Source organism: Micromonospora sp. BL4 (assembly GCF_003667505.1).
Taxonomy (GTDB): domain Bacteria; phylum Actinomycetota; class Actinomycetes; order Mycobacteriales; family Micromonosporaceae; genus Micromonospora.
In genome coordinates, this window is sequence record NZ_RCVJ01000040.1 from 1 (window position 1) to 21,541 (window position 21,541).

General features: G+C 71.8%; 19 protein-coding genes and 1 tRNA gene. 4 read left to right on the forward strand and 16 right to left on the reverse strand.

Annotated elements, in window-relative coordinates:
- Positions 1 to 211: 211 nt before the first annotated feature.
- The 9 genes from EAD89_RS01080 to EAD89_RS01120 all read right to left on the reverse strand — a co-directional run bounded on the left by EAD89_RS01080 (position 212) and on the right by EAD89_RS01120 (position 8,794).
- Entirely contained in the window at positions 212 to 1,507 is a 1,296-nt protein-coding gene (locus tag EAD89_RS01080) for a sulfate adenylyltransferase subunit 1 (protein ID WP_121652431.1), read from the reverse strand.
- Positions 1,507 to 2,418, reverse strand: a complete 912-nt coding sequence (gene cysD / locus EAD89_RS01085; protein WP_121652432.1) for a sulfate adenylyltransferase subunit CysD — start codon at positions 2,416 to 2,418, stop codon at positions 1,507 to 1,509. Before cysD ends, EAD89_RS01080 begins: the two co-directional genes overlap by 1 nt.
- A gap of 73 nt (positions 2,419 to 2,491) precedes the next feature.
- The gene (locus EAD89_RS01090; RefSeq protein WP_121652433.1) at positions 2,492 to 3,322 is read right to left on the reverse strand and encodes an inositol monophosphatase family protein; all 831 of its coding nucleotides are present in this window, start codon (positions 3,320 to 3,322) and stop codon (positions 2,492 to 2,494) included.
- Between the two features lie 134 nt (positions 3,323 to 3,456).
- Positions 3,457 to 4,047: an aminoacyl-tRNA hydrolase gene (pth, locus tag EAD89_RS01095; RefSeq protein ID WP_121674366.1), complete on the reverse strand. Its 591-nt coding sequence runs from the start codon at positions 4,045 to 4,047 to the stop codon at positions 3,457 to 3,459.
- A 94-nt stretch (positions 4,048 to 4,141) separates the two neighbouring features.
- Positions 4,142 to 4,840 carry a 50S ribosomal protein L25/general stress protein Ctc gene (locus EAD89_RS01100; RefSeq protein WP_121652435.1) on the reverse strand — a complete coding sequence of 233 codons (699 nt, stop codon included), beginning with the start codon at positions 4,838 to 4,840 and terminating at the stop codon, positions 4,142 to 4,144.
- 320 nt (positions 4,841 to 5,160) lie between these two features.
- A complete protein-coding gene (locus EAD89_RS01105) occupies positions 5,161 to 6,141 on the reverse strand; it encodes a ribose-phosphate diphosphokinase (RefSeq protein WP_121652436.1) in 981 nt (326 codons plus the stop codon).
- A 57-nt stretch (positions 6,142 to 6,198) separates the two neighbouring features.
- Complete coding sequence (gene glmU / locus EAD89_RS01110; RefSeq protein WP_121652437.1) at positions 6,199 to 7,734, reverse strand: bifunctional UDP-N-acetylglucosamine diphosphorylase/glucosamine-1-phosphate N-acetyltransferase GlmU; 1,536 nt, start codon at positions 7,732 to 7,734, stop codon at positions 6,199 to 6,201.
- A 105-nt stretch (positions 7,735 to 7,839) separates the two neighbouring features.
- Positions 7,840 to 7,911, reverse strand: a tRNA-Gln gene (locus tag EAD89_RS01115).
- A 124-nt stretch (positions 7,912 to 8,035) separates the two neighbouring features.
- Complete coding sequence (locus tag EAD89_RS01120; protein WP_121674367.1) at positions 8,036 to 8,794, reverse strand: SDR family NAD(P)-dependent oxidoreductase; 759 nt, start codon at positions 8,792 to 8,794, stop codon at positions 8,036 to 8,038.
- 166 nt (positions 8,795 to 8,960) lie between these two features.
- Here EAD89_RS01120 and EAD89_RS01125 point away from each other — a divergent pair, with 166 nt between their 5' ends.
- From EAD89_RS01125 to EAD89_RS01135, 3 genes are all read left to right on the forward strand, one after another.
- Complete coding sequence (locus EAD89_RS01125; protein WP_121674368.1) at positions 8,961 to 9,860, forward strand: AraC family transcriptional regulator; 900 nt, start codon at positions 8,961 to 8,963, stop codon at positions 9,858 to 9,860.
- 167 nt (positions 9,861 to 10,027) lie between these two features.
- Positions 10,028 to 10,993, forward strand: a complete 966-nt coding sequence (locus EAD89_RS01130; RefSeq protein ID WP_121674369.1) for an acyl-CoA desaturase — start codon at positions 10,028 to 10,030, stop codon at positions 10,991 to 10,993.
- Positions 10,994 to 11,217: 224 nt separating this feature from the next.
- The gene (locus EAD89_RS01135) at positions 11,218 to 11,904 is read left to right on the forward strand and encodes a TetR/AcrR family transcriptional regulator (RefSeq protein ID WP_121652446.1); all 687 of its coding nucleotides are present in this window, start codon (positions 11,218 to 11,220) and stop codon (positions 11,902 to 11,904) included.
- A 6-nt stretch (positions 11,905 to 11,910) separates the two neighbouring features.
- Here EAD89_RS01135 and EAD89_RS01140 read toward each other — a convergent pair whose 3' ends face one another.
- From EAD89_RS01140 to EAD89_RS01165, 6 genes are all read right to left on the reverse strand, one after another.
- Complete coding sequence (locus tag EAD89_RS01140; protein ID WP_121652439.1) at positions 11,911 to 12,387, reverse strand: DUF4383 domain-containing protein; 477 nt, start codon at positions 12,385 to 12,387, stop codon at positions 11,911 to 11,913.
- A gap of 205 nt (positions 12,388 to 12,592) precedes the next feature.
- Positions 12,593 to 13,048, reverse strand: coding sequence for a DUF4383 domain-containing protein (locus EAD89_RS01145; RefSeq protein WP_121652440.1), 456 nt, complete (start codon positions 13,046 to 13,048; stop codon positions 12,593 to 12,595).
- A gap of 102 nt (positions 13,049 to 13,150) precedes the next feature.
- Positions 13,151 to 14,956 (reverse strand): ABC-F family ATP-binding cassette domain-containing protein, encoded by a 1,806-nt coding sequence (locus tag EAD89_RS01150; RefSeq protein WP_121674370.1) that lies wholly within the window; start codon positions 14,954 to 14,956, stop codon positions 13,151 to 13,153.
- 122 nt (positions 14,957 to 15,078) lie between these two features.
- Complete coding sequence (locus tag EAD89_RS01155) at positions 15,079 to 16,029, reverse strand: 4-(cytidine 5'-diphospho)-2-C-methyl-D-erythritol kinase (RefSeq protein WP_121652442.1); 951 nt, start codon at positions 16,027 to 16,029, stop codon at positions 15,079 to 15,081.
- Positions 16,030 to 16,138: 109 nt separating this feature from the next.
- Positions 16,139 to 17,008, reverse strand: coding sequence for a 16S rRNA (adenine(1518)-N(6)/adenine(1519)-N(6))-dimethyltransferase RsmA (gene rsmA / locus EAD89_RS01160; protein WP_121652443.1), 870 nt, complete (start codon positions 17,006 to 17,008; stop codon positions 16,139 to 16,141).
- A gap of 46 nt (positions 17,009 to 17,054) precedes the next feature.
- Positions 17,055 to 17,954, reverse strand: a complete 900-nt coding sequence (locus EAD89_RS01165; RefSeq protein ID WP_121674371.1) for a TatD family hydrolase — start codon at positions 17,952 to 17,954, stop codon at positions 17,055 to 17,057.
- 155 nt (positions 17,955 to 18,109) lie between these two features.
- On the opposite strand from EAD89_RS01165, the gene EAD89_RS01170 reads away from it, so the two are divergent.
- Positions 18,110 to 19,357 (forward strand): hypothetical protein, encoded by a 1,248-nt coding sequence (locus EAD89_RS01170; protein ID WP_121652444.1) that lies wholly within the window; start codon positions 18,110 to 18,112, stop codon positions 19,355 to 19,357.
- Between the two features lie 78 nt (positions 19,358 to 19,435).
- Here the strand turns inward: EAD89_RS01170 and metG are convergent, their stop codons facing one another.
- Complete coding sequence (metG, locus tag EAD89_RS01175; protein WP_121674372.1) at positions 19,436 to 21,238, reverse strand: methionine--tRNA ligase; 1,803 nt, start codon at positions 21,236 to 21,238, stop codon at positions 19,436 to 19,438.
- Positions 21,239 to 21,541 lie beyond the last annotated feature (303 nt).

Here is a 21,541-nt window from a genome sequence, read left to right on the forward strand (position 1 = left end):
CCCCGCCCCCGCTGCGGTGATCAAGAGGTTTGCGTCAGCCCGAGCCCGGATCCTGACGCAAATCTCTTGATCACCGGTCTGGGCGGGGTGGTGCCCGGGGGGGAACCGTGCTCGTTCATGGAAGTAGTGGCCTCGCCCGATGGGCGAGGCCACTACTTCCTGGATCGAGCGCGATCTTGCCGCCGGAGCGGGCGAGCGCGATCTTGCCGGGTCAGCTGGCTTCGACGATCATGCCGGCACCGACGGTGCGGTTGGTGGCCTCGTCGATGATGACGAAACCGCCGGTGGTCCGGTTACGCCGGTACTCGTCGGCCAGCAGCGGCACCGTGGTGCGCAGTCGTACGCGGCCGATCTCGTTGAGCCGCAGCGCGTCGGCCGACTCGTCGCGGTGCAGCGAGTTGACGTCCAGCCGGTAGTGCAGCCCGCGCACGATGGCTCGCGCCGACCGGGTGGTGTGCTTGATCGCGTACCGGCCGCCGACCTGCAACGGGCGGGTCTCGTCCATCCAGCAGACCATCGCCTCGATGTCCTGGGCGACCGCCGGCGCGTTGTTCGGCCGGCAGATCAGGTCACCCCGGGAGATGTCGATCTCGTCGGCCAGCCGTACCGTCACCGACATCGGTGGGAACGCCTCCGCGACCGGCCCGTCGGCGGTCTCCACGGCGGCGATCCGGCTGGTGAAGCCGGACGGCAGCACCATCACCTCGTCGCCCGGCTTCAGCACGCCGGAGGCGACCTGGCCGGCGTAGCCGCGGTAGTCGGTGACCGTGGTGGACTGCGGCCGGATCACGTACTGCACCGGGAACCGGACGTCGACCAGGTTGCGGTCGCTGGCGATGTGCACCCGTTCCAGGTGGTGCAGCAACGACGGGCCCTCGTACCACGGCATGTTCTCCGACCGGGTGACGATGTTGTCGCCGCGCAGCGCGGAGATGGGCACCACGGTCAGGTCCGGCACGTCGAGCTTCGCGGCGAACGCGGTGAACTCGTCGGCGATCCGCTCGTAGACCTCCTGCGACCAGTCCACCAGGTCCATCTTGTTGACGCAGAGGACCAGGTGCGGCACCCGGAGCAGCGAGCAGAGGAACGCGTGCCGGCGGGACTGCTCGACCAGGCCCTTGCGCGCGTCCACCAGGATCAGCGCCAGGTCGGCGGTGGACGCGCCGGTGACCATGTTGCGGGTGTACTGGATGTGCCCAGGGGTGTCGGCGATGATGAACTTGCGTCGCGGCGTGGCGAAGTACCGGTACGCCACATCGATGGTGATGCCCTGCTCCCGCTCGGCGCGCAGGCCGTCGGTGAGCAGCGCCAGGTTGGTGTACTCGTCGCCGCGGGCCGCGCTGACCGCCTCCACCGCGGCGAGCTGGTCGGTGAAGAGCGACTTGGTGTCGTAGAGCAGCCGGCCGATCAGGGTCGACTTGCCGTCGTCCACGCTGCCGGCGGTGGCGAACCGCAGCAGGTCCATCGGCCGGGCTTCGGGGGCCGGGGCCACGATCTCGGTGGTCATCAGAAGTAGCCCTCCCGCTTGCGGTCCTCCATGGCGGCCTCGCTGACCCGGTCGTCACCACGGGTGGCGCCGCGCTCGGTGATCCGGGTGGCCGCCACCTCCTCGATGACCTTCTCCACGGTGTCCGCGTCCGAGCGGACCGCCGCGGTGCAGGAGGCGTCGCCCACGGTGCGGTAGCGCACCTGCGCCTTGAAGCGCTCCTCACCCGCCCGGGGACGGAAGAACTCGTTGACCGCGTAGACCATCCCGTCCCGCTCGATCACCTCGCGCTCGTGTGCGTAGTAGATCGACGGCAGCTCGACCCGCTCCCGGGCGATGTAGTGCCAGACGTCCAGCTCGGTCCAGTTGGACAGCGGGAAGACCCGGATCGACTCGCCCGGGTGGTGCCGGCCGTTGTACAGCGACCACAGCTCGGGCCGCTGGTTCTTCGGGTCCCACTGGCCGAACTCGTCGCGGAAGCTGAACACCCGCTCCTTCGCCCGGGCCTTCTCCTCGTCCCGGCGGGCGCCACCGAACAGCGCGTCGAAGCGGTGCTTCTCCACCGCCTCCAGCAGCACCGGCGTCTGGATCCGGTTGCGCATCCCGTCGCCGGACTCCCGGACCAGGCCGCTGGCCAGCGCCTCCGGCACGCTCGCGACGACGAGCTGCAACCCCAGCTCGGCGACCCGCCGGTCGCGGTATTCCAGGACCTCGGGGAAGTTGTGCCCGGTGTCCACGTGCATGACCGGGAAGGGGATGTTGGCCGGGGCGAACGCCTTCTGCGCGAGCCGCAGCATGACGATCGAGTCCTTGCCGCCGGAGAAGAGCAGCACCGGGCGCTCCATCTCGGCGACCACCTCGCGCATCACGAAGATGCTCTCGGCCTCCAGCGCGTCCAGGTGGGAGACCCGGTAGGCCGCGGGGGCGGTCATGACACCGGCTCGATTCGCTCGCTCATCCGATTTCCAGACCTTTCCGGTCGGGCATGTCAAGAAGTGCCTCAGGCTACCCGGAATGCCTCTGCAGCGCTGCGAGCAACCGGGAGGCGAGATCCCTGCGGCAGACCAGCAGGTCCGGCAGGCGCGGATCCGCCTCGTTGTATCTCAGCGCAGAACCGTCGATACGGGAAGCGTGCAGTCCGGTGGCCGTCGCCACAGCCACCGGCGCCGCCGAGTCCCACTCGTACTGCCCGCCGGCGTGAATGTACGCATCCACCTCGCCGGTGATCACCGCGGCGATCTTCGCCCCGGCCGACCCCATCGGCACCAGTTTCGCCCCCACGTCCTCGGCCAGGTCGGTGAGGAACACCGGCGGCCGGCTCCGACTCGCCGCCAGCCGGATCACCCGCGTGCCGGCCGTCGCGGCCTCCACCGTCATCGGCGGGTACGCCGGCGGGTAGTCCGTGCCCAGCACCCGGTGCTGCGCCGGCAGTCCCACCGCGCCGGCGACGAGCCCGTGCGGACTCGGCGCGCTGCGGGCCCAGAGCGCCACGTGCACCGCCCAGTCCGAGCGGCCCTCCTCGGCGAACTCCCGGGTGCCGTCCAACGGATCGATGATCCACACCCGGTCCGCGGCCAACCGGGACACCGCCTCGGCGTTCACCTCGGCTGCCCAGGCCAGCCGCGACCCCTCGTCCTCCTCGGAGAGCACCGCGTCGCCCGGCCGCCACTTCGCCAGCTCCGTGCGGATCAGGTCGTGCGACACCTTGTCCCCGGCCGACTTCAGCGCGCCCGCGTCCGCGAAACCCAGCTCCGCCCGCAGGTCGAGCAGCGCCTGACCGGCCCGGGCCGCCAACCACCGGGCGAACGCGCCGTCGATCATCGGAGGACTGCTCATTGCCCGCTCCCGTCGCCTCGCCGCGACCCGTGCCCACCCGGGTCGCCACACCGCGACCCGCGTCGCCGGTCGCGGCACGCCGAAAGGCGCAGACTACCGGCCCGCCGACCCCGATCCGGTACGCCCCGCCCGGCTCAACCGCCGTGGTAGAGGTTCTGCGTCGGCTCCACGCCCTTGACGATCACCGACTCCACCACGTCGGCAGCCCGGTCCACCAGGAAATCCAGCTCCTTGCGCTCCGCGGCACCGAAATCCGACAGCACGTAATCCGCCGGATCCTGCCGCCCCGGCGGCCGACCGACGCCGAACCGCACCCGGATGTACTCCTTGGTGCCCAGCGACTTCGACATCGAGCGCAGGCCGTTGTGCCCGCCCTCGCCGCCACCGCACTTGACCCGCACCTGGCCGTACCCGATGTCCAGCTCGTCGTGCAGCGCGATCACCTGCGCCGGCGGCACCTTGTAGAACTGCGCCAGCGACGCGACCGGCCCGCCGGACAGATTCATGTACGTCAGCGGCTTCGCCAGCACCAGCTTCGGCCCGCCGAAGCCCAGCCGCCCCTCGGCCACCTCGGCGACCGCCCGCTTGTGCCGGCCGAACCGCGCGCCGACCCGCCCGGCCAGCAGGTCGGCCACCATGAACCCGACGTTGTGCCGGTTCCCGGCGTACTCCCGACCCGGGTTTCCCAGGCCGACCACCAGCCACGGCCCCGCCTCGTCCGTCACGACCCGCCCCTCCCGACGTCCGTCCCACCGACTGCCGATACGACGACAGGCGCCCCCGAACACTCGGGGACGCCTGCCGCACAGTACGAACCGATCAGGCCTCGGTACGCGCCTCGGTGTTCTCCCCGCCCTCGGCGGTCGGGGCGGCGTCCGCGCCCTCGGAGTCCTCGGTGACCTCGCCGACCTCGGCCTCGGCCTCCTCGGTGGCCACCTCGACCTCGGGCAGCGTCGCCTCGAGCTGCTCGGCGGTCGGGGCGGCGGTCACCGCGGCGACCGTCAGCGCCGGGTCGACGGCCAGCTCGACACCGGCCGGCAGCTGCACGTCGCCGGCGGTCACCTGGGAGCCCGCCTCCAGGCCCTCGATCGACGCCTCGAGGTGGTCCGGCACCTTGGTGGCGTCGGCGGTCACCGAGAGGGTGTCGTGGTCGTGCACGATCAGGGTGTCCCGCGCGGCCTCGCCGGTCAGCTGGACCGGGACCTCGACGGTGACCTGCTCGCCCCGGCGGACCAGGATGAGGTCCACGTGCTCGAAGGTGTCGCGGATCGGGTCACGCTGGATCGCCTTCGGCAGCGCCAGCACCTGAGTGCCGTCGGTGATGTCGATCGCGAAGAGCTGGTTGGCGCCACCCTTGCGGATCGCCGCGGCGAACTCCCGGGACGGCAGCGCGATGTGCTTGGGCTTCTCGCCGTGGCCGTACAGCACGGCGGGCACCTTGCCGGCCCGGCGGGTACGACGGGCACCACCCTTGCCGAACTCGGTACGGGGCTCGGCGCTGATCTTTACCTCGGACACGGGGAAACTCCTGATGCTTTCGCTGCGGCGGCTTGTCGTCTTGCGGTGCTGGGGCGAGGGGCTCGCTGGGGCTCATGCGTCATGAACGACTGCCCGGAGCACCGCGTCGATGACGGTGCCTCCGTGCGGCGCTGTTCAGCGGCCCGCCGGGCACCCTCGCCGTGGCAACCGCACCAGTCTACCCGAGGTGATTCCGGGGTTTCCGGCAGTCCCCAGGTCACCACTCCCACCGGCGTGCCGGCCCCGCGCCCGACGCCGGGTCGGGCGCGTTCCCGCCGGCGTCCCAGCCGGCGGGAACGGGCCTCACCGCGGTGCGACGCTCAGCTCAGGCCACCGAAGAGGGTGGTCACCGAGCCGTCGTCGAAGACCTCCCGGATCGCCCGCGCCAGCAGCGGGGCGATCGACAGCACGGTCAGCTTGTCCAGTTGCTTCTCGGGCGGCAGCGGCAGCGTGTTGGTCACCACGACCTCGCTGATCGGGCTGTTCTTCAGCCGCTCGGTGGCCGGGTCCGACAGCAGCGCGTGGGTGGACGCGACCACGATCTCCGCCGCGCCCGACTCCTTGAGGATGTCCGCCGCGCCGGTGATCGTGCCACCGGTGTCGATCATGTCGTCGACGATCAGGCAGACCCGGCCCTCGACCTCGCCGACCACCCGGTTCGCCACCACCTGGTTCGGCTTCATCGGGTCGCGGGTCTTGTGGATGAACGCCAGCGGGCAGCCGCCGAGCCGGTCGGTCCACCGCTCGGCCACCCGCACCCGACCCGAATCCGGCGCCACCACGGTCATCGGTCGGCCCGCGTACTTGTGCTCCACGTACTCGGCCAGGATGTCCATCGCGAAGAGGTGGTCGACCGGGCCGTCGAAGAAGCCCTGGATCTGCGCGGTGTGCAGGTCGACGGTGAGGATCCGGTTCGCGCCGGCCGTCTTCAGCAGGTCCGCCACCAGTCGGGCCGAGATCGGCTCCCGACCACGGTGCTTCTTGTCCTGCCGCGCGTACGGGTAGAACGGCAGCACCACGGTGATCCGCTTGGCCGACCCCCGCTTCAGCGCGTCCACCATGATCAGGGTCTCCATGACCCAGGTGTTCACCCCGTGCGTCACGGACTGCACCACGAAGGCGTCCGAACCACGCACCGAGTCCTTGAAACGTACGAAGATCTCGCCGTTGGCGAACTCGTACGCGTCGGCCGGCGTCGGCGCGACGCCGAGCACCTCGCCGATCTCCTTGGCCAGCTCCGGAAAGCCCCGTCCGGAGAAGAGCATCAGGCTTTTGCGGTTTTCGGCGACGATGCTGCCCATGGGCCCGTCTGCTCCCGTTTGTCGGTGGTACCCGGCCCGGTGGTGGTGGGTCGGGGACTATTCGGTTGCAGTATCTCCCGCGCCGGAGGCGCCGCCCACCGTCTCGGCCCGCCCGTGCATTGCCTCACTGTCGCTTGCGGCGCCGGCCACACCCGACGCACCCTCAGCGCCGCGGGCCCGCTGCGCGGCCTCCGCCGCGGCCGTTCCGGCGCGTCGCTTCACCACCCAGCCCTCGATGTTGCGCTGGCGTGCCCGGGCGACACCCATCGCCCCCGGCGGTACGTCGTCCACGATGACCGAGCCGGCCGCCGTGTACGCGCCATCGCCCACCTCGACCGGCGCCACGAACATGTTGTCCGCCCCCGTCCGCGCGTGGCTGCCGATGACCGTGCGGTGCTTGTTGACCCCGTCGTAGTTCACGAAGACCGACGCCGCGCCGATGTTGCTCTGCTCGCCGATCGTCGCGTCACCCACGTACGTCAGGTGCGGCACCTTGGAGCCCGCGCCGATCTCCGAATTCTTCACCTCGACGAACGTGCCGACCTTCGCCTTCCCGGCCAGCCGCGCCGCCGGCCGCAGGTACGCGTACGGCCCGACGCTGGCGTCCGCGCCCACCTCCGCGCCCACCGCGTGGCTGCGCACCACCGACGCGCCGGCGCCGACGATCGTGTCGACCAGCGTGACGTCGGGACCGATCTGCGCGCCCGCCCCGACGACCGTGCCGCCGCGCAGCTGGGTGTTCTGGTCGATCACCGCGTCGCGGTCCAGGGCCACCGTCACGTCGATCCAGGTGGTCGCCGGGTCCAGCAGGCTCACACCGGTGCGCATCCACGCCTCGTTGACCCGGTCACGCAGCAGCCGGCGCAGCGTCGCCAGCTCCACCCGGTCGTTGCAGCCCAGCGTCTCGACGTGGTCGACGGCCACGTGCACCGCGACCGGCTCGCCGGCCGAGCGGAGCAGGCCGAAGACGTCGGTCAGGTATTCCTCACCCTGGTCGTTGTCGGTGGAGAGCTTGCCCAGCGCAGCGCGCAGCCGCACCGCGTCGAACGCGTAGATGCCGGCGTTGATCTCCCGGATCGCGCGCTGCGTCGCGTCGGCGTCGCGCTCCTCGACGATCTGCTCCAGCCGGCCGTCGGCGTCCCGGACGATCCGCCCCAGCCCGGTCGGGTCGGGCACCTCGGCCGCCAGCACGGTGGCCGCCGCGGCGGCCTCCTCGTGCGCGGTCACCAGCGCGCCCACGGTCTCGGGGCGCAGCAGCGGCACGTCCCCGTTGATCACCACGACCGTGCCGGCGCCCTCCGGCACGGCGTCCAGCGCGATGCGGACGGCGTGCCCGGTGCCGAGCTGTTCGGCCTGGAGCACCGGCGTGGCGTCCGGGGCGACCTCGGCCAGGTGTCCCCGGACCTGGTCGGCACCGTGCCCCACCACCACGACGGTACGGTCCGCGGCCAGCGGCGCGGCCGCGCTCAGCACGTGACCGAGCAGGGTTCGGCCGAGCAGGGGGTGCAGCACCTTGGGCAGTGTCGACTTCATCCGCTTGCCCTCACCGGCGGCGAGCACGACGACGGTACGAAGGTGGGGCTGGGGCACGATGTGGCTCCCGTCGGGACGGCGGACACTCTCGCGGTCATGCTAACCGCGGCGCCCGGAACGTCTCCGCCTTACCCCACTGGAACCTAAACCAGACTTAGGGGGCAGCTCGGCCGCCAGGGTTCGAACCTGAAATACGGGTACCAAAGACCCGGGTGTTGCCAATTACACCACGGCCGATCAGCGACGCGAGCGCGTCGCATCCGGGGATGGGGATCCCGCCGCTACACCTTAGCGCCCCGACCGCCGGACGCCATCGCTCATTCCGCCGCACCCGGACGGCCGGCAGCCGGAGACGCGTCGGCTAGAGGTTGTACCCGCCGGCAACCTCGATGTTCTGGGCGGTGATCCAGCGGCCCTCCTCGCCGAGCAGCGTGGCGATCACCATGCCGATGTCGTCCGGCTCGCCCACGCGGCCGAGGGCGGTCTTCGCGGCGAGGAGCGGGATCACCTCAGGGAACCGTTCGAAGGCGTTGTCGGCGAGCCGTGTCCGGGTGGAGCCCGGGGCGACGGAGTTGACCCGGATGCCGCGCTTGCTGAATTCCTTGGCCATGTACCGGGTCAGTACGATGAGGCCCCCCTTCATGGAGGCGTACGCGGAGTAGCCGGGCTCCAGCCCGGAGGCCATGGCCGAGTTGCTCGTGGTGTTGACGATCGCGCCGCCGTCGGCCAACAGCGGCAGCAGGGCCTGGGTGAGGAAGAACGGCCCCTTGAGCAGGACCCGCATGAACCTGTCGAACAGCTCCTCGGAGGTGTCCTCGAACATCGCCATCTGCGCCAGCCCGGCGTTGTTGACCAGGGAGTCGAACGTGTCCCGGTGCCAGGTGTCCCGCAGCGCCGCGGCGACCGACTCGCGGAAGGCCGGGAAGGTCTCGCTCCGGCCGACGTCCAGCGGCAGTGCGACGGCCGTTCCGCCCTCCTTCTCGATGGCCGCCACGGTCTCGAGCGCTCCGGGCTGGTTGTTGCTGTAGGTCAGGATCACCCCGGACCCACGCTTGGCGAGCTGGATGGCTGCGCTCTGCCCGATGCCCGAGCTGGCGCCGGTGACGATTGCGGTCCGCATGACTGGCCTGCCTGTTCATTCGTGGAGCAATCAAGTGCCCATGAGGAATGTGACTACCCAACAAAAGCAGCCTGAGCTGGGACCGTGATAGACGGATGCTCGCCACCTCTTGCCTGATTCTCTCTTTCCTGACACTTAGACTCCGGGCGACTGCTTCAATCTGGCCATGCACCTCGACGAACTGCGCGCCCTGCTCGCCCGCCACGCCCGGCCGGATGGCACCACCCCCATCGAGGGCGTGCTGATCTCGAAGGTCGAGCGGCCGAACGTGCCGTCGGCGTCGATGTCCGGCACGGTGCTGGCGCTCATCGCGCAGGGCGCGAAACGGCTCGCGCTGGGAGACCGCGTGTTCGAGTACCGCGCCGGGCAGTACCTCGTCGCCTCGGTCGACCTTCCGGTCACCGGCCACTTCACCGAGGCCAGCGCCGACTCGCCGGCGCTGGGGTTCGGGCTCACCCTCCAGCCGGCCGCCATCGCCGAGTTGCTCCTTCAGTCCGCCGCCGACGTCGTTCGCAGCGGCGGCGCCCTCCCCGGCATCGCCGTCAGCGACGCTCCCGAGGAGTTGCTCGACGCGGTGGTGCGGCTGCTGCGCCTCCTCGACCGGCCGCGCGACCTCGCGGTGCTCGCCCCCCTCACCATCCGCGAGATCCTCTGGCGCGTGATCACCGGCGAGCAGGGCGCCATCGTCCGCCAGCTCGGTCTCGCCGACAGCAGCCTCGCCCACGTCGCCCTTGCGGTCCGCTGGATCCGCAGCCACTACCGGCAGGCCTTCCGTGTGGAGGACGTGGCCCAGATGTCCGGCATGAGCGTCTCCGCCTTCTACCGTCACTTCCAGGCGGTCACCGCGATGAGTCCGATCCAGTTCCAGAAGCAGATCCGGCTCCAGGAGGCCCGGCTGCTGCTCGCCACCCACCCGACCGATGTGACCGGCGTCGGGCAACGGGTGGGCTACGAGAGCCCGTCACAGTTCAGCCGGGAGTACCGCCGCCAGTTCGGTGCACCGCCGAGCCTCGATGCAGCCCGCCTGCACAACGCGACCCGCAGCGCCGCGCCGACGCTGCCGTGACGAGCTGAGCGGACCACTGACCACAGCCCGAATCACGGGGCTCTGACCTGCGCATCGGCGCCGTGGCGTCAGGGCTTTCGGAACTTCACCGTGCGATCTACGGTGCCGTAAGTTACGGTGACGTAGGCGTAGCTTCGTGATCGTTTCCGTCCCCTCTGCGAGGTGCCATGTCCACCGCTCTGCTCGAACCCAACACCGCCGGGCCCGGCCCGAAACCCCTCACCGACGGCAGCCAGTCCCCCGGAATCCTGGTCGCCCTCTGGGCCTTCGTCGTGATCCCCTTCGTCGCCCTGCTGGTCGCCGTTCCGGTGGCCTGGGGCGGTTGGCTGGGCTGGACCGACATCGCCATCGGCCTGGTCTGGTACGTGGTCTCCGGGCTCGGCATCACGGTCGGCTTCCACCGCTACTTCACGCACGGCTCGTTCAAGGCCAAGCGGTGGCTGCGGGTGACGTTGGCGGTCGCGGGTTCGCTGGCGGTGCAGGGCGAAATCATCCAGTGGGTGGCCGACCACCGACGACACCACGCCTTCTCCGACCTGGAGGGCGACCCGCACTCGCCGTGGCGCTTCGGCACCAGCCTGTGGGCACTGACCCGCGGCCTGTTCCACGCGCACGTCGGCTGGTTGTTCCGGCGCGAACTGTCCAACCGCGAGCGGTTCGCCCCCGACCTGCTCGCCGACGACGACATCCGCCGGGTGGACCGGCTCTTCCCGATGCTGGTGGCCATCTCGCTGCTCGGCCCGGCGCTGATCGGCGGCCTGGTGACCTGGTCCTGGCAGGGCGCGCTGACCGCGTTCTTCTGGGCCGGCCTGGTCCGGATCGGCCTGCTGCACCACGTCACCTGGGCCATCAACTCGGTCTGCCACGTCTACGGCGAGCGACCGTTCGCGATGCGCCAGGGCGACCGGGCGTCCAACTTCTGGCCGCTGGCGATCCTGTCGTTCGGCGAGAGCTGGCACAACCTGCACCACGCCGACCCGACCAGCGCCCGGCACGGCGTGCTGCGCGGTCAGGTGGACATCTCCGCCCGGGTGATCTGGCTGTTCGAGAAGGTCGGCGCGGCGTCGCAGGTGCGGTGGCCGAAGCCGGAGCGCCTCGCGGCGAAGCTGGTGAAGCCGGTCGCACCCCGGTAAAACCGGGCGGTGCTCCCGGAGGTCGCCTGGCAGGATGGCCAGATGACCGAGCGACGCGGGGGGACCGGACGGCTCGGCGGACGGGGGGCCGGGCCCGATCCGGGTGCGGTCGGACGGCGCGGCTGGGCGGTCGGACCGCCCGCCAGTGAGGCGACGACGTGAACAGGCACAGCGGAGGCACCATCCCACGGCAGGGCGTCACCGAGCGCCAGCGAGGCGGCGACATGCCCGAGGTCAACGAGGGTGCCGGCGGCCGGCGTACGACGGCCGTCCCGGCGGCCAAACCCAAGGCCACCTCCCGGGTCCGCATGTCCGCGGCCCAGCGACGGGAGCAGTTGATCGCGATTGGCCGGCAGCTCTTCGCCGAGCGGGGTTTCGACGCCACCTCCATCGAGGAGGTGGCGGCCCGCGCCAAGGTCTCCAAGCCGGTGGTCTACGAGCACTTCGGCGGCAAGGAGGGGCTCTACGCGGTGGTGGTGGACCGGGAGGTCCGGGCACTGCTGGACCGGATCACCACGGCGTTGACCGGCGGGCACCCACGAGAGCTGCTGGAGCAGGCGGCGATGGCCCTGCTGGGCTACATCGAGGAGGAGACCAGCGGGTTCCGCGTGCTGGTCCGCGAGTCGCCGCTGATCTCCCCGACGGGCAACTTCAGCAGCGTGATGAACGACGTGGCGCACCAGGTCGAGCACATCCTGGGCGCCGAGTTCAAGAGCCGGGGATACGACCCGAAGCTCGCCGAGCTGTACTCCCAGGCGCTGGTGGGCATGGTGGCGTTGACCGGCACCTGGTGGCTGGAGGTGCGCAAGCCGCGCAAGGAGACGGTGGCGGCACACCTGGTCAACCTCGCCTGGAACGGGTTGTCGCACCTGGAGGCGAAGCCGACATTGATCACCGCCCGCAGGCGCTGATCCCGCTCAGCGGCGGTGCACCTCGGCCACCGGGTGGCTGCGGTTGCGCCGTTCCGTCTCGGCGTGTTCCTCGGGGCCGACCTTGTCGTACAGGCCGGTGCCGAGCAGGATCAGGCCGAACAGCATCGACACGATGACGGTCGACATCGAGAAGTTCAGGAAGTTCGCATCGGTCTGCAGCACGGACATCATCAGGATGCTGGTCAACAGGAACACCACGCCGGCGGTGAGGTTCATGTAGTGGCCGAGGTTGGTGCGCCGGGACGCCCCGACGATCAGGACGATTCCGAAGACCACCGAGGCGAGCGAGAAGGCCAGGTTGGTGCGCAGCCCGAGGGCCCAGTTGCTGCCCCGGTCGAAGAGCGGGTCGCCGATCGTCTCGGCGACGCCCCAGACGCCGAAGACCAGGATGTAGACGCCGATCAGACCGGCGAGGACCCGGTAGAGCGGCCGTGCCGGATGGTTCACCGGAAAGTGCGGCATGCCCAGACCCCCTGATTGACCGTTTCAGGAGGATTGTCACCCGAGGCAGAGCCAACTGTCCGAGGAACCACAAAGCTGAAGCGGTCCGCCGAAGGCTGGACCAGGTCAGGTTTTCGGCCGGAGCCCGAGCTGCGCAGGGATCAAGCCTGACCGCCCGGAGCAGCTCGGGCTCCGGCCGAAAACCCACGGCCGCAACCAGAAAACCTCAGAGAACGAGCCGAGCCTTCTGGAAGGCCTCCGCCTCCTCGTCCGACCCGACCTTGCCGTACATGCCGACCATGAGCAGCACCAGGGCGGCCGACAGCACCACGATCACGGTGGTGATGCTGAAGTTGAAGAAGTTCGCGTCGGTCCGGATGAACGCGAGACCGGCCAGGCCGATCACCATCAGGGCGTACGCCAGCCACTGGTTGATCGCCACGTCGATGTTGCGGCCGAGCACGGTGCCGGCCAGCACGACGAGCCCGAGCAGCACGGTGAGCAGCGAGAAGCCGAGGTTGGTGCCCTGGCCGAGGACCTTGGTGTCGTCCTGCGCGAGGATCTCGTTGCCGGCGCTCGCGATGATGCCGAGCACACCGAAGACCACCAGGTACAGACCGGTCAGCCCGCCGATCGCCCGGTAGATCGGCCGCGCGGGGTGGTTGACGGGGGTGTGGGCCATGTCTGAGTCTCCAACGCCGTGGGGTGAGGTGTCGCCGACGATTGTCCCGCATGTGGCGGTGTGACGCCGCACACGGCCCCCGGGCCGGCGCGCCCGGCCCGGTCAGCTCTCGGGCAGGTCCTCGGCAAGCGTCATCCAGGTCTCCTCGATCCGCTCCCGCTCGGCGCGCAGATCCTTGAGCTGGGTGTCCAACTCGGCGACCCGGGCGTAGTCGGTGGCGTCGGCGGCGAGCTGGTCGAGCAACGTGGCCTCACGCTGGTCGAGCTTGCCGAGCTGGCGTTCCAGCCGGGTCAACTCCTTGCGGGCCTGTCGGACCTCCGCGGCGGACATGCCGGTCGCGCCGGCGCCGGTCGGCGCGGCTACCGGGGTCGCGCCGGCCCGGGAGGGACCGGCCCGCTCGGCGGTCCGGGCGAGGTACTCGTCGACACCGCCGGGCAGGTGCACGAGCCGGCCGTCACCGAACATCCCGTACGCCGTGTCGGTGACCCGTTCGATGAGGTAGCGGTCGTGGCTGGCCACGATGATCGTGCCGGGCCAGGAGTCGAGCAGGTCCTCCAGCGCGGCCAGGGTGTCGGTGTCCAGGTCGTTGGTGGGCTCGTCGAAGAGCAGCACGTTGGGCTCCCCGGCGAGCAGCCGCAGCATCTGCAGCCGGCGGCGCTCCCCGCCGGAGAGGTCGCTGACCGGGGTCCAGAGCCGTCGGTCGTCGAAGCCGAAGACCTCGGCGAGCTGCGCGGCGGAGACCTCCCGGTCGCCGAGCTGGACCCGGCGGGCGACCTCCTCGACGGCTTCGAGCACGCGCAGGTGCCCCGGCAGCTCGGTGAGCTCCTGGGAGAGGAACGCCGGCCGTACGGTGGAGCCGGTCCCGAGCCGGCCGCCGTCGGGGCGGGTGATGCCGGCGAGCATCCGCAGCAGCGTGGTCTTGCCGGCGCCGTTGGCACCGAGGATCGCGATCCGGTCGCCGGGCCCGACCAGCCAGGTGACGTCCCGCAGGATCTCCTTGGGGCCGGCGTGCAGCTCGACGTTCTCCAGGTCGTAGACCTGCTTGCCGAGCCGGGAGGTGGCCATCCGTTGCAGCGACATGGTGTCGCGCGCCGGCGGCACGTCGGCGATCAGGGCGTTCGCGGCGTCGATGCGGAACTGGGGCTTGGAGGTACGCGCCGGCGGACCGCGGCGCAGCCAGGCGATCTCCTTCCGGAGCAGGTTCTGCCGGCGGGCCTCGGTGGCGGCGGCCACGCGCTCGCGCTCGGCACGGGCCAGGGTCCAGGCGGCGAAGCCACCCTCGTAGGCGCGGACCGTCTGGTCGGCGACCTCCCAGGTGTTGGTGCAGACCGCGTCCAGGAACCACCGGTCGTGGGTGACCACGACCAGGGCGCCCTTCCGACCGACCAGGTGCCGGGCCAGCCAGTCGACACCGCCCACGTCGAGGTGGTTCGTGGGCTCGTCGAGGATGAGCAGGTCGGAGTCGCGCACGAGCAGCGCGGCGAGCGCCACACGGCGCCGTTCGCCGCCGGACATCGGGCCGACCGGCTGGTCGAGGCCGAGGTGCGGCATGCCGAGGCCGTCGAGGATGGCCCGCACCCCCGAGTCGCCGGCCCACTCGTGCTCGGCGCCCATGCTCTGGCCCAGCCAGGCGGTGCCGAGCACGACGTCCCGGACGGTGGCCTCGGGGGCGAGGGTGAGCTGCTGCGGCAGCCAGAGCACGCGCAGGTCGCGGCGGTGGGTGACCCGGCCGTCGTCCGGATCCTCCTGCTTGGTGAGCAGCCGCAGCAGGGTGGACTTGCCGGCGCCGTTGAGGCCGACCACGCCGATCCGGTCGGCGTCGTCCAGGCCGAGCGAGACGTCCGTGAGCAGCCGCCCGGCGGCGCCGTACCCCTTGGACACCCGGTCCAGATTGACGATGTTCGCCACGTTCCACCCTTCATGATCAAAGCGTCCGGGTGCCGGCGGGCACCTGGACGCCTGACCCAAGGGTACGCGGACACCCCGGACGCCCGCCGGGGCACCGACGGGGGCTTGGTCGACTCCCGGGTTCAGCCGACGCGGGCGCCGGCGACCGGGCCGCGCGCGACCCGCGCCTCCCGGCACACTCCCGCGGTGGTCAGCTCGCCGGCGATCCGCTCGGCGTCCGCCGCGTCGGCGGCAAGGAAGACGCAGGTCGGGCCGGAGCCGGAGACGATGCCCGCGAGCGCACCGGCCCCCTCGCCGGCCTTGAGGGTGTCGGCCAGCGCCGGCCGCATGGCGAGCGCCGCGTCCTGAAGGTCGTTGCCGAGTGTGCGGGCGAGCACCCGGGGGTCGCGCTGACGCAGCGCGCCGAGCAGCGCGTCGGTGCTGCCCAGCGGCGCGCCGGCGGTGCCGGCGTCGCGGAGCCGGTCCAGCTCGCGGTAGGCGGCCGGGGTGGACAGGCCGCCGTCGGCGATGGCCACGACCCAGTGCCAGGAGGTGGGGCGGACCAGCACGGGGCTGACCGCCTCACCCCGGCCGGTCCCCAGCGCGGTGCCACCGTAGATCAGGAACGGCACGTCGGAGCCGAGGTCGGCGGCGATCCCGGCCAGCTCGTCGCGGGACAGCCCGGTGCCCCAGAGCGCGTCGCAGGCCACCAGCGCGGCGGCCGCGTCGGCGCTGCCGCCGGCCAGCCCCCCGGCGAGGGGGATCTGCTTGCGCAGGTGCAGCCGGGCGTGCGGCAGCACCCCGGCGTACCCGGCCAGGGCGTGCGCGGCGCGAATCACCAGGTTGGTGTCGTCCAACGCCAGCTCGCCGGTGCCCTCGCCCTCCATGGTCAGGGCGAGCGTGTCGCCGCGGCGGGCGGTCAACTCGTCGTAGATGGAGATCGCGTGGTAGACGGTGTTCAGCTCGTGATAGCCGTCGCGGCGCAGCGGGCCCACCCCGAGGTGCAGGTTGACCTTGGCGGGCACCCGGACCTTCACCGGCCCGCTGGCCCCGCGCCGCTCGTCCTCCCCGTCCGGTCGCCAGGCCTCGGTCACGGGGCGATGTCCCGCACGGCCAGGCGGATGTCGAACGACTTGATCACGATCAGCTCCTCGGCGTGGTCGGCACTCACCCGTACGCCTCCTCGGCGGGCACGGCGTCAGCCTACTTCGCGGCCGGCGTACCGACCGGAGCCGACGCGGCGATGGCGGCGAACTGCTCGACGGTGAGCGACTCCCCCCGGGCGCCGGGATCGACGCCGGCGGCGGTGAGCGCGGCGGCGGCCCGGTCCGCGCCGCCGGCCCAGCCCGCCAACGCGGCGCGCAGGGTCTTTCGGCGCTGCGCGAACGCCGCGTCCACCACGGCGAAGACCCGTTCCCGGGGTACGTCGACCCGGGGTGGTTCGCGGCGGGTGAAGGCGACCAGGCCGGAGTCGACGTTGGGCACCGGCCAGAAGACGTTCGGCGGCACCCGGCCGGCGCCCCGGGCCTGGGCGTACCAGGCGAGCTTGACCGACGGGATGCCGTACACCTTGGAGCCGGGACCGGCGACCAGCCGGTCGGCGACCTCCTTCTGCACCATCACCAGGCCCTTTCGCAGGGTGGGCAGCTCGGCGAGCAGGTGCAGCACCACGGGCACGGCCACGTTGTAGGGCAGGTTGGCCACCAGCGCGGTCGGCGGCGGGTCCGCCAGCTCGGCGGCGTCGATGCGCAGCGCGTCGGCGCGGTGCACGGTGAGCCGGCCGGCGTCCGCGGCGGCGTGCCGGGCGGCCGTCTCCGGCAGCGCGCCGGCGAGCACCGGGTCGATCTCCACGGCGTGCACGTGCCCGGCGACCGGCAGCAGCCCGAGGGTGAGCGAGCCGAGCCCGGGGCCGACCTCCAGGGCCACGTCGTCGGGGGTCAGGCCGGCGGCGGTGACGATCCGGCGCACGGTGTTCGGGTCGTGCACGAAGTTCTGGCCCAGCTTCTTGGTGGGCGCGACGCCGAGGCGGGCGGCGAGTTCCCGGATCTCCGCCGGGCCGAGGAGACCGGTCATGCCTGGCAGCGTAGCGGCGGCCTGGGGGCCGACCGTCGGGCCGGGCTCACCACGGGCCGAAGACGCGGTCGCCGGTGGCGGAGATGGCCGCGCACAGCTCGTCCAGGTCGGTGCCGGTGGTCGCGGCGAGCGAACGGACGGTGAGCGGGATCAGGTACGAGGCGTTCGGCCGGCCGCGGTGCGGCGTCGGCGTGAGGTAGGGGGCGTCGGTCTCCACCAGGATCTGGTCCACGGGGGTGAGCGCGGCGGCCTCGCGCAGCGCGGCGGCGCTGCCGAAGGTGACGGTGCCGGCGAAGCTGAGCAGATAGCCGCGGCGGACGCACTCGCGGGCGAAGTCGGCGTCACCGGAGAAGCAGTGCAGCACCACGGTGTCCGGCGCGCCCTCGTCGTCGAGGATCCGCAGCACGTCGGCGTGCGCGTCCCGGTCGTGGATCACCAGCACCCTGCCGTACCGCTTGGCGATGGCGATGTGCGCCCGGAAGCTCTCCTCCTGTGCGGCTCGCCCCTCGTCGCCGGTGCGGAAGAAGTCCATCCCGGTCTCGCCGATCCCCCGGACCCGATCCCGCACGGCGAGTGACTCGATCTCCCGCAGCGCCTCGTCGAGGTCGGCGAGCCGGGGCGCCTCGTTGGGGTGCAGCGCCACCGTGGCCAGCACGGCGGGATGCCGGTCGGCGGTCTCCGCGCCCCACCGGGAGGAGGCGACGTCCACACCCACCTGGACCAGCCGGTCCACGCCGACCTTCGTGGCCAGGTCGATCGCCACGGCGACCGGGTCGTCGGCCGGCCCGCCGCCGGGTACGCCGGCCTCGCTGACGGTGATGTCCAGGTGCGTGTGGCTGTCCAGCACCGGCCGGGGCAGCGGCTCGGGGGCGGGCGGGAACTCTCCGGCCCGCCGTGCGGCACGCTCTCGGCGGGTTTCAGTGGGCTCGCTCATCAGCGACAGCATCACACACCGGGGCTGTCCATCCGCCCGCCACCCGACGTTCACCTCGACTACGCCGCGCGACTCTACGGTCCCCGCGTGAGGGAGCGCAGCGAGCGAACCATGAGGCACAGCAGCGTGGCGTCTCGCGCCGCGGGCGAGCGGACCGAGGCGGCAGGGTGAGCGTCTCCCCCCAGGCCAGCGGCGCCGCCAGCGAACGTACCGGGCTGCGCGTGGCGTTCGGCGGCGGCGTCTACCCGGCCGAGGAGATCGGCCGCGGCGCCGCGTACGAGCTGTTCAGCGCCGACGAGGTGCCCGGCTTCGAGTGGGCTCCCCGGCCGGGCAGCGCCCTGCCGTGGCACCGGTTCGTGCACGTCACCGAGGTGACGGCGGTGCACGGGGCGGTGGAGCCGGCCGAGGAGCCGGACACGCCGTTGATGCTGCCGGCGCACCGGGAGCGGGGGTGGGCTCAGCTGCACCAGCTCAGCCAGCAGCCGACCGCGGCGGGTGACCCGACGCTGGCGGCGGCGCGCGCGTCGGCGGTGGTCCGGCGGGGCACCCGGATGGTCAAGGTGCTCTCCCCCCGCCAGCTCGCCGGATACGTGCGGGGCTGGTTGCCGCACGGCTTCTGCTACCGGGAGCACGACGTGGCACACCTGCGTACACCGGCGTCGACCACGGTGCTGCGCACCGACGGCGAGGTTGGCCGGGACGGCCTGGAGGTGGCGTACGCGCTGCGGTGGCGGGCCGCCGACCCGGGCGACTACGACGTGCCGGTCGGCGAGGCGCACCGCGGCCTGACGGCGCTGGCTCCCCGGGACCGGCTGGGCCCACCGGTGCTGGGTACGGGTTTCGTGCCGAGCAACGCCCAACTCATTCCGGAGTTCATCACCCGGGACTTCGCCGACCTGCCGATGCCCGCGAACGCCGCCCTGCTCGCGTACCCGGCGGAGGGGGTGGAGGTGGTGCTCTACACCTTCCAGGCCGAGCAGCGCGGGTGGCTGCGGATGGTGGGCCCGCAGTGGCGGCATCTGCTGGCCGCGGTGCCGGGGCTCTCCCCGGACCAGGAGTACGTGCCGACCGGGGACGCGCCGCGCTCCACCCAGCTGGTCGGCGTGCACGGCGACGGCGAGTACGAGGCGGTGGCGGACCTGCCCGGCGGGTTCCGGGTGCTGGCGATGACCCGGGCGGCCCGCTACCCGGTGGAGGCGGTGGCCCGCCGGCTCCGGTTCGCGCGGTGGCGGGACGTGCCCTGCCTGGTGCTGCGGGAGGAGGCCGGTTGGCTGCGGCTGCGGCTGCGCCACCCGGATCCGGACACGGTGCTCGCGACCGGGGCGCAGTGCCACGATCGCGGCGTGTACGAGACCTGGGCGCCGGGCGCCGAGGTGACCGACGACCAGGTGATGGACAGCCGGTACGCGATCTGAAAAGCCCGCCCGTTCATTTCTGAACGCGGCCCCGGGGATTCCCCCGGGGCCGCGTTCCGCCGTGCGACGGCGTCGTGTTCAGCCGGACAGCCGGGCCAGCTCCTCGTCGACGATCGACGGGTCGAGCTTGCGGAACACCGGCTTCGGCGCGGACAGCGGTCGGCCGGCTTCCACCGGCACCGACTCCCAGCGCGCGCCGACCGTGTAGTCCCCGGTCAGCACCGGGTACGCCGGCCCCCCGTCCAGGTCGTCGACCTGCTCGATGACCGGCATCGGCGCGTGCACGCCGGTGCCGCCGAGCAGCTCGTGCACCTGCTGCGCGGAGTGCGGCAGGAACGGGGTGAGCAGCGTGTTGGCGTCGCTGATCACCTGGAGGGCGACGTGCAGGACGGTGCCCATCCGCGGCTTCTCCGCCTCGCCCTTGAGCTTCCACGGCGCCTGCTCGGACAGGTACTTGTTGGCCTCGGCGACCACCTTCATCGCCTCACCGATCGCCTGCTTCTGTCGGTGCCGGCCGATGAGGTCGCCGACCGTGGTGAAGCCGGCACGGGCCACCGCGAGCAGTGCCTCGTCGGCCTCGGTGAGCCCGGCCGGGTCGATCGGCGGGATGGCGCCGAAGTTCTTCGCCGCCATCGAGACCGACCGGTTGACCAGGTTGCCCCAGCCGGCGACCAGCTCGTCGTTGTTGCGGCGGAGGAACTCCGCCCAGGTGAAGTCGGTGTCGTTGCTCTCCGGGCCGGCGGCGGCGATGAAGTAGCGCAGCGCGTCGGCGTCGTAGCGCTCCAGGAAGTCGCGGACGTAGATGACCACCTTGCGGGACGAGGAGAACTTCCGCCCCTCCATGGTCAGGTACTCGCTGGAGACCACCTCGGTGGGCAGGTTGAGCCGGCCCAGCTCGCCCGGCTCACCGTCGCGGGAGCCCTCGCCGGAATATCCCGAGAGCAGCGCCGGCCAGATCACCGAGTGGAAGACGATGTTGTCCTTGCCCATGAAGTAGTAGGCGCGGGCGTCCTTGCCCTCCCCGTCGGCGGACCACCAGCGACGCCAGGCTTCGGGGTCGCCGGAGCGGCGAGCCCACTCGATCGAGGCGGACAGGTAGCCGATCACCGCGTCGAACCAGACGTAGATCCGCTTGTCCGGCCGGTCCCGCCAGCCGTCCAGGGGGATCGGTACGCCCCACTCCAGGTCCCGGGTGATCGCCCGGGGCTGGAGGTCGTCGAGCAGGTTGCGGGAGAACCGCAGCACGTTGGGCCGCCACCCCTCCCGGGTGTCCAGCCACTGCCGCAACACCTCGGCCAGGGCGGGCAGGTCCAGGAAGAAGTGCTCGGTCTCGACGAACTTCGGGGTCTCCCCGTTGATCCGCGACTTCGGGTCGATCAGGTCGATCGGGTCGAGCTGGTTGCCGCAGTTGTCGCACTGGTCGCCGCGGGCGCTGTCGTACCCGCAGATCGGGCAGGTGCCCTCGATGTACCGGTCGGGCAGGGTGCGCCCGGTGGACGGGGAGATCGCGCCCATGGTGGTCTTCGGCACGATGTAGCCGTTGCGGTACATCCCCTCGAACAACTCCTGCACCACGGCGTAGTGGTTGCGGGTGGTGGTGCGGGTGAACAGGTCGTAGGAGAGACCGAGGCCGTGCAGGTCCTCGACGATCACCCGGTTGTACCGGTCGGCCAGCTCGCGCGGGGTGACCCCGTCGGCGTCGGCCTGCACCTGGATGGGGGTGCCGTGCTCGTCGGTGCCCGAGACCATGAGCACATCGTGGCCGGCCATCCGCATGTACCGGGCGAAGACGTCGGAGGGAACGCCGAAACCGGAGACGTGGCCGATGTGGCGTGGGCCGTTGGCGTACGGCCAGGCCACTGCCGCGAGAACGTGACTCATGAGCAGCAAGCCTAGTGACCTGTCCGGGAGGCCCGCGAACCAATAGGGGGTGCCGGGTCGGCGGACCGGACCGGCCGCCTTGCCTATTGGTCCGATTTGTCGCCGACACGCGCTCAAGCTGCCCGATCCGACTCTGGTGCCGGTGTGCAATGAACGTCGTGACTGGCAGACGAGCGGCCCGGGACCACGACGACCGTCCCACCGGGCCGGCGGTCGGCGACGACACCAGCTCCGAGCCCGGCGGGGCCCGTGGCGGAACGGTCGCGCCCCAGCCCCGGCTGGTGCCCGGCGCCACCCCCGCAC